7 protein-coding genes and 2 pseudogenes are annotated in these 7,401 nt (G+C 57.3%); 6 read left to right on the top strand and 3 right to left on the bottom strand.

What is annotated here, in order from left to right; all coding sequences use genetic code 11:
- Positions 1–130: 130 nt before the first annotated feature.
- The 4 genes and pseudogenes from J3U95_RS27695 to J3U95_RS27680 all read left to right on the top strand — a co-directional run.
- Positions 131–310 (top strand): annotated as a pseudogene (locus J3U95_RS27695) (IS5/IS1182 family transposase); the annotation flags it as partial.
- 233 nt (positions 311–543) lie between these two features.
- Positions 544–918 (top strand): SpoIIAA family protein, encoded by a 375-nt coding sequence (locus J3U95_RS27690; protein ID WP_152570896.1) that lies wholly within the window; start codon positions 544–546, stop codon positions 916–918.
- 235 nt (positions 919–1,153) lie between these two features.
- Positions 1,154–2,082, top strand: a pseudogene (locus J3U95_RS27685) (IS5 family transposase).
- 175 nt (positions 2,083–2,257) lie between these two features.
- Positions 2,258–3,397: a glutathione-independent formaldehyde dehydrogenase gene (locus J3U95_RS27680; protein WP_036209533.1), complete on the top strand. Its 1,140-nt coding sequence runs from the start codon at positions 2,258–2,260 to the stop codon at positions 3,395–3,397.
- A 277-nt stretch (positions 3,398–3,674) separates the two neighbouring features.
- Here the strand turns inward: J3U95_RS27680 and J3U95_RS27675 are convergent, their stop codons facing one another.
- Together J3U95_RS27675 and J3U95_RS27670 are read right to left on the bottom strand one after the other, a co-directional pair.
- Positions 3,675–4,022, bottom strand: coding sequence for a LysR family transcriptional regulator (locus tag J3U95_RS27675; RefSeq protein ID WP_051996335.1), 348 nt, complete (start codon positions 4,020–4,022; stop codon positions 3,675–3,677).
- A 114-nt stretch (positions 4,023–4,136) separates the two neighbouring features.
- Positions 4,137–4,562: a winged helix-turn-helix transcriptional regulator gene (locus J3U95_RS27670; protein WP_036209536.1), complete on the bottom strand. Its 426-nt coding sequence runs from the start codon at positions 4,560–4,562 to the stop codon at positions 4,137–4,139.
- A 119-nt stretch (positions 4,563–4,681) separates the two neighbouring features.
- Between J3U95_RS27670 and J3U95_RS27665 the strand changes: the two genes are divergently transcribed.
- Positions 4,682–5,686 (top strand): zinc-dependent alcohol dehydrogenase family protein, encoded by a 1,005-nt coding sequence (locus J3U95_RS27665; protein WP_036209538.1) that lies wholly within the window; start codon positions 4,682–4,684, stop codon positions 5,684–5,686.
- Positions 5,687–5,695: 9 nt separating this feature from the next.
- Complete coding sequence (locus J3U95_RS27660; RefSeq protein ID WP_208281692.1) at positions 5,696–6,688, top strand: zinc-dependent alcohol dehydrogenase family protein; 993 nt, start codon at positions 5,696–5,698, stop codon at positions 6,686–6,688.
- 62 nt (positions 6,689–6,750) lie between these two features.
- Here the strand turns inward: J3U95_RS27660 and J3U95_RS27655 are convergent, their stop codons facing one another.
- Complete coding sequence (locus J3U95_RS27655) at positions 6,751–6,957, bottom strand: hypothetical protein (protein ID WP_200879959.1); 207 nt, start codon at positions 6,955–6,957, stop codon at positions 6,751–6,753.
- Positions 6,958–7,401: the final 444 nt, after the last annotated feature.

Genomic DNA, 7,401 nt, shown 5'->3' with positions numbered 1-7,401 from the left:
GGCCGGGATGATGAGGGGGAGCGATGTCGCAGAAATGGGCTGAACACGGACGGTGTTCGGCGACGGCGGTGTATCAGTTTTAAATCGCTGGGACGACGAAATCTGTATCAGTTTTCAATCGCCGTTGACAAGATGGAGCGGCTACCACCGGCGCAGCCTTGTTGAAACCAAGATGCGCTGCTTCAAGCTGCTGGGCGAACGGGTGATGGCGCGCGACTTCGACCGTCAGGTTGCCGAGTTACAAGTGCGGGCTGCCGTGCTGAACCGGTTCACTCGGCTGGGTACTCCAGTTACGGTCCCAGTGTTATAAAACGAACTACAAATGGCGTTAGCTCGGCCTTCGCTCGATTTACGCAACAAAGCCAGTCACAGCTTTACTTCATATAGCGGTCGTCCGCGTCATTAGGCGTAACGTAACTATCAAGACCATGTACTTGCCTACTGAGCAACAAGTGCCTTACACTGAGCATTGCGAACGGCCGAGATCGGCCAGAAGCAGTCGCAGCAAATTAATTGCAATTTCTGAAATAATTACTTGACCACATGCTAAACAGTCAACTTTGGATTGAACCTCTCGGTAATGTTGTTGTGGTTCGAGTGAGAGGGGAATTAACTGAAAGCTTGCTCAAAGAAATACATGAGCGCGTAATTCAGCTACTGCGAGATACCGAATACACGCGCGTTCTCTACGACACATTGGAAATGGAATCACCCGACATTGACATCGCATTGTTGCAAGAAAAATTAAACGAAAAGACAAAGCAACTGTTCGCTGACCAATCTCTCCGTAAAGCCATTTTGGTTTCGAATACACGATTGGGTTATCTGTCGCGGATCGCCTTCGGACAATTTGGTGAGGGGGACTACCGTGTTTTCTATAACGATCTCAGCCACGCCTTGCAGTGGCTTGAGACGTGAACAAACCGTCCGCTTCGGGTCGGGAGCTGCCTGTCATGACAGTCCGAGATTTTGTTGGCTCGGCAACATGTTATGCTGGCTCGACCGGCCCAGATCGGCCAGGAGCGGTCGTAGCAAACGCACCCAGATCTCATGTTCTTCTAGGAGCGCTAAATGAATGATAGGTCGGATGGGCTTTGTTGCGTAAATCAGGCTCGGCCAGGGTATAAGGCGTAGGTCTGTTAGCCTGAGCAGGATGAAACCAGCTCCACAGAAGTACCGCACGACCAACTGGAAGACATACAACGAAGCCCTCAAGGCCTGCGGCTCGCTGCTCATCTGGCTTGATCCAGTGATGAAGTGGCACGGCAGGCCAAGTGGCAAGCGCGGCCGTAGCCAGACGTTCAGCGACGAGGCGATCCAGTTCTGCCTGAGCATCAAGTGCCTGTTCAATTTACCATTACGCCAGGCCATGGGGATGACGCAAAGCCTGCTGCACCTGGCTGGGCTCGACTGGTCGGCGCCGGACTACAGCACGGTGAGCCGTCGGCAAAAGACGCTGCAGGTTGCCATTGGCGCCGTGCCGACCACGACAGGCTTGCATCTGCTGGTGGACAGCACGGGTATCAAGATGCTGGGCGAAGGCGAATGGAAGACGAAGAAGCATGGTGCAGAGTACCGCCGCCAGTGGCGCAAGGTGCATCTCGGGATCGATGCGTCCACGCTCGAGATCCGGCCATGGAGGTGACGGACAACAGTGTCGGCGACGCACCTGTCCTGCCAGCGCTGCTGGGCCAGATTCCTGCTGACGAGAAGATTGCCAGCGTCAGTGGGGATGGCGCCTACGACACGAAGGACTGTCATGAAGCCATCGCGTTGCGTGCCGCGCACGCCATCATCCCGACCCGTGAGAACGCCAAGCCTTGGAAGGCAAACCGCTGTGGCGCCGATACACGTAATGACATCCTGCGGACGACAAAAAGGCTGGGACGGGCAATATGGAAGAGATGGAGCGGCTACCACCGGCGCAGCCTTGTTGAAACCAAGATGCGCTGCTTCAAGCTGCTGGGCGAACGGGTGATGGCACGCGACTTTGACCGTCAGGTTGCCGAGTTACAAGTGCGGGCTGCCGTTCTAAATCGCTTCACTCAGCTGGGTACTCCGATTACGGTCCCAGTGTTATAAAACGGACTACAAATAGCGTTAGCTCGGCCTTCGCTCGATTTACGCAACAAAGCCGGCCCAGGCGTAAATCTTTGCAGCGTTCAACAGTGCGCCTTTGTGAAGAATTTCGTTATATTCTTTCTCCTCCTAACGTCGCTGCTCGCGATGAATTTACCCTCGTTCTGAAAGGAAAATCATGAAGGCACTCGTTTATAATGGCCCGTGCGACGTCCAGGTCAAAGACATGCCGGACGCCAAGATTGAAAAGCCGACTGACGTCTTGGTCCGTATCACGACAACCAACATCTGCGGGTCCGACCTACACATGTACGAAGGCCGTACCAACCTGGAAACGGGCCGTATCTTGGGCCACGAAAACATGGGTGAAGTCATCGAGGTCGGCAACGCCGTCGAGCGCGTTAAGGTCGGCGACGTTGTCTGTCTGCCGTTCAACATCGGCTGCGGCTTTTGCGAAAATTGCGAACGGGGCTTGTCCGGCGCTTGCCTCACGGCAAACCCAGGCACGGCCGGGGCTGCCTACGGTTTTGCCGGCATGGGTCCGTACAGTGGCGGCCAGGCCGAACTGCTACGGGTGCCGTTCGGCGATTACAACTGCTTGGTGCTGCCGGAAGACGCTAAGGAAAAGGAAAATGACTACGTGATGTTGTCGGACATTTTCCCGACCGGCTACCACGCTACCGAATTGGCTGGCCTTAAGCCGGGTGAATCGGTCGTGATCTACGGCGCCGGCCCGGTCGGCCTAATGGCGGCCATGTCTGCGTTCATTAAAGGCGCAAGCGAAGTTTTCGTCGTGGACACGCACAAGGATCGTTTGGCTCTGGCCGAAAAGATGGGCGCGGTGGCGATCGACGACACCGGAGGCGCCGGCGTCGAGAAAATCTTGAACCTTACCAACGGCAAGGGCGCCGACTGCGGCTGCGAATGCGTTGGTTACCAGTGTTGCGACAAGCACGGTAAGGAAGTGCCAAATCTGACAATGAATAACTTGGTGCAGACGGTCAAGGCCACTGGCGGCATCGGCGTGGTTGGTGTATTCCTCCCGCAGGATCCAAAGAGTCCAGACGCGTTAGGAAAGGAAGGTAAAATTGCCTTCGATTTCGGCAATTTTTGGTTCAAGGGTCAGAAGATTGGCACCGGCCAAGCCAACGTCAAGCATTACAACCGTTATTTGGCAAAATTAATTCATAAAGGTAAAGCGGCGCCCTCGCAGATCATTTCACACGAGCTTGCATTGGAGGATGCACCGACTGGCTATCGGAATTTTGATAAACGTGCCGAAGGGTGGACCAAAGTCGTGCTGAAACCTAATAAATAAAGAAAATATTATTTATTGGCGCATGCTAAAAGACGATTCACAAAATTAAAGCAGGCGATAGGTTTTACAATAAATGGTTAGTTCGCGCAATTTTCTTTCATTTCGGGAAGTTAAGGAAAGAAGATTGCGCGGAAGCACTTTGCTACTTTCTAAATCGTCTCAAAGCTCGACTTTTTCCAATGATCCCGCGTAGCAGACGACTTCAATAAGTCAATCTAACAAGGCACGCGGTATTTTTACCATATCAGGTCAGTTACCCGACCCGCTGTAAATTCCATCACTCCATAGCTTTCAATGAATCCGTGAAGGATTCCACCGCCAGGGCGGAAGAAATATCGATCCGGAGACGCCCGCGCACGATGTCGCCCGGCGCGCCGAACATGGTCACCGCTTCATCGACCCCGCCCAGAATCCCTGCGACCCTGACCAGAAACGCCTCACCCTCCGCGGTGAGGCTCACCTTGCGCGTCGTGCGCTGGAACAGACGCACGCCGAGCGATGCTTCCAATTGATTAATGGCCAGCGTCACTTGGGGGCGGCCCATCTGCAGCGCTTCAGCGACCTTCGTAAAACTCTGGAGTTCAGCAAGCCTGGAAAACAGGCGCATCGATTGAAGCAGCTCCATCGACACATCTTTCTTGGTAGTGGGTACGGCCTGGCCGCGTGCGGCCAGGCGCCGGCAAAAGCCGATTATAGAGTCCGAATTGTTATCGTCGAATACAACAATCAGCTCGGCGATTCAGGAAAGCGGCAAGGCTTCGCTTTCATCTTCGACGATCTCAGCTTGGCCGGAAGCTGCTCTGTTGCGTTCTACCTTATCGAGCAGTACGAAATTGGCTTCGGCCCAATCGTAAAGTGCCAGCAAAGGCTCGACGAACTTCTGTCCAAGCTCCGTCAGCGAATATTCGACTGCGGGTGGAACCACCTGGTGCACCTTCCTCGACAACAGCTGGTCGGCTTCGAGCTCGCGCAAGGTCTGGGTGAGCATCTTCTTCGAAATTCCCGGCATGCTGCGCTGTAACTGGCCAGTCCGTAGCGGACCGAAACTAAGGACGTAGATCACCATGGACGTCCATTTGGGCGTCAATAGCATGTGGATACGCCGCGGTGGACAGGTTTCACTGATGACCAGTGGATCGGGGGGATGACGAACGGTGGAAGCCATGGTTACCTATAGGTGCCTATGATCCTAAAAAGTGCCTAATTTACAGGCGGGACCTTATGGATCAATATTACCCCACATTCAGTTTGCCCCCAAGGGCCACATTCACAAGGAACCAATACATGACTACCCATGCCACCATGCGCGCACTCGTCCTGAACGACTACGCCGACGGCAAATTCATCGATACCCAGGCGACCCGGCCAGCACCGAAAGCGGGCGAAGTGCTGGTACAGATCGCTGCCAGCGGCGTCAATCCGATCGACTACAAGATCCGCACCGGTGCAGCGCCGTATGCCATGCCCGAACTGCCTGCGATTCTCGGCACCGATCTGGCGGGCACGGTCGTCGAGGTCGGTGAGGACGTGAGCGACTTCAAGCTCGGCGACGAGGTGTACGGATTGGCTGGCGGCGTGCGTGGCATTCCGGGAACGCTCGCCGAATATGCGGCCGTCGACGCTCGCCTGTTGGCACCGAAGCCAAAGAACCTTAGTATGCGCGAAGCGGCTGCGTTGCCGCTGGTGTTTCTGACCGCTTGGGAAGGTCTGGTCGACCGTGCCGGCGTACATGCTGGCCAGCGCGTGCTGATCCAGGGCGGCGCGGGTGGTGTTGGTCACGTGGCAGTGCAGATCGCCCGTGCGCTCGGCGCCGACGTGTATGCGACTGCCTCGGCGGCTAAGCACGCCGTCATCAAAGGCTACGGCGCTACGCCCATCGATTATCGCGACGCCAAGGTCGTGGACTACGTCGCGAAGTATGCAAATGGCGTTGGCTTCGACGTGGTCTATGACACCGTCGGCGGACAGACGCTGGACGACTCACTTGTTGCGGCCAGGCCTTATGGACACGTTCTCAGCTGCTACGCTTTCGCGGAGCACAATCTGGCGCCAGGCTCTCTGCGCTGCGTGACATTGTCCGGTATCTTCGTGCTGCTCCCCATGTTGAGCGGTGAAGGACGAGCCCACCATGGCGACATCCTGCGCGAGGCGACCCGCCTGGCGGAGCAGGGCAAACTGAAACCCTTGGTCGACGAACGGCGCTACACTTTGGCCGACGCGCATGCCGCGCATGACGCTCAGGAGGCCGGCAAGGCCCTTGGCAAGATCGTGATCGACGTCGCTTCCTGAAGGATGGGTATGACCATGTCGCAGGTGGTTCGATTTCATGAACTTGGCGGCCCGGGTGTATTGCGGTTGGAGCAGCGCAGTGTCCCTGAGGCCGCAGATGGCGAAGTACTCATCGAGGTGCAGGCGATCGGCTTGAATCGGGCGGACAAGATGTTCCGCATGGGCCAGTATCTCGAGAAGGCGCAACTGCCATCCATGCTGGGCTTCGAGGCGGTTGGCATGATCGCTGCACTTGGCCCGTCGGTGCAAGGATTCGCGGTCGGCGACATGGTCGGCGTCCTGCCCGGGTTCGAGCTCGGCAGATATGGCACCTATGCCGAGCATGCGTTGATTCCCGCTACCCACCTTGTCCCGCAACCGGCCGGCTTGTCCGCGGTGGAGGGAGCTGGCCTGTGGATGGCCTATCTGACCGCATACGGCGGTCTCGTGGAGGCCGGAGGACTTGGCAAAGGAGACTGGATTGCCATCACCGCTGCATCAAGCAGCGTAGGCTTGGCTGCGATACAGGTTGCACGCCAGGTGGGTGCGCGGCCCATCGCGGTGACACTGACCAGCACAAAGCGCGATGCACTGTTGGCTGCTGGAGCCGACGCCGTCATCAGCACGTCAGACGAGCCGTTGGAGAGCCGCCTGCGCGAACTGGCGCCGTACGGGATCCAGTGCGCGTTCGACGCGGTCGGCGGTCCGCAAGTGAACCAGCTCGCAGGGGCCATGGCCAAGCGCGGAACGATTGTCGTGCACGGCGCACTCAGTCCCGATGCGACGCCGTTTCCGCTGAAGCTGGCTTTGAAGCGCAGTCTTTCTGTGCGTGGTTTCGTGTACACGGAAGTGACCGAGGATGCAGCAGCGCTGCAGCGCGTCCGGACTTTTATCTCGGCAGGAATCGAAGCCGGTATCCTCCGGCCGCTCGTGGACAGGGTCTTCTCGCTGAGTGACGTCGTGGCAGCGCACGAATACCTCGAATCGAACCAGCAGTTCGGCAAGATCGTGATGACAGTTTGAGAGCGCTGCAACGTATTTGCTCAGCGTGGAAGCGCGGCAAGACTTCGCCCCGTCCGACAGCATTACTGGACGGGGCGATCGCTGTTGATGATCAAGTTCGACGGAAACGCCGGCAGGACGAATTCGGCAAGCTCCTGCAGCACCTCGGTAGCCGGCCGGCGCGATGCTTTCAGGTTGAAGGCGACATGGTTCACGCCCAGCTGCTGCAAGCCGCCGAGGTAGTCGATCAGCCTGTTGCGCCCGACCCGCAGGCCGGAATGGGACGTCACGCGCCCATACACCTGCAAAGCCTGCCTGGTCGGCGTAGCGCATGACGGTGACATGATCGCGCATCGTCGGCGCCGGCATATCGGGGTATGCCTCCAGTGGCAAGATGAATCCGAGTGTCAGCCGGCCGGGCGCGAACATTCGCCGGAAACCAACATGATGCTCGACGTGCTCGGAAAAGGGCCACTCGCGCGGTACTGTAGTGTCGTCCATTGTTTGCTCCTCGTGCGTGGATTTGGCCGTATCGCCGGCCGGGGCTTCCGGCCGGCTGGGGGCCAAAATCAGTCGGCTACCTTGATCACGACCTTGCCAAACGCACCGCGCGCCAGGTGCTCGTAGGCCTGCACCGTGTCCTGGAAGGCGTAGACCTTGTCGATCACTGGCTTGATGGTAATCTCCCCATTTTTAGAGCGAGCTAAAAGTAGAGGTTAAGCGGCAAGAGCAAG

Origin of the sequence: Massilia oculi (assembly GCF_017582745.1) — a bacterium.
In the GTDB taxonomy this organism is placed as follows: domain Bacteria; phylum Pseudomonadota; class Gammaproteobacteria; order Burkholderiales; family Burkholderiaceae_D; genus Telluria; species Telluria oculi_A.
Note: the sequence above shows the minus strand (reverse complement) of the source record. Positions and strands in the feature narration are given on the sequence as shown.

Bases quoted from the DNA above. Each gene is read 5' to 3' on its own strand.
- J3U95_RS27675 (WP_051996335.1), bottom strand. From the start codon at position 4,022: ATGGAGCTGCTTCAATCGATGCGCCTGTTTTCCAGGCTTGCTGAACTC.
- J3U95_RS27680 (WP_036209533.1), top strand. From the start codon at position 2,258: ATGAAGGCACTCGTTTATAATGGCCCGTGCGACGTCCAGGTCAAAGAC.
- J3U95_RS27665 (WP_036209538.1), top strand. From the start codon at position 4,682: ATGACTACCCATGCCACCATGCGCGCACTCGTCCTGAACGACTACGCC.
- J3U95_RS27670 (WP_036209536.1), bottom strand. From the start codon at position 4,562: ATGGCTTCCACCGTTCGTCATCCCCCCGATCCACTGGTCATCAGTGAA.
- J3U95_RS27690 (WP_152570896.1), top strand. From the start codon at position 544: ATGCTAAACAGTCAACTTTGGATTGAACCTCTCGGTAATGTTGTTGTG.
- J3U95_RS27660 (WP_208281692.1), top strand. From the start codon at position 5,696: ATGACCATGTCGCAGGTGGTTCGATTTCATGAACTTGGCGGCCCGGGT.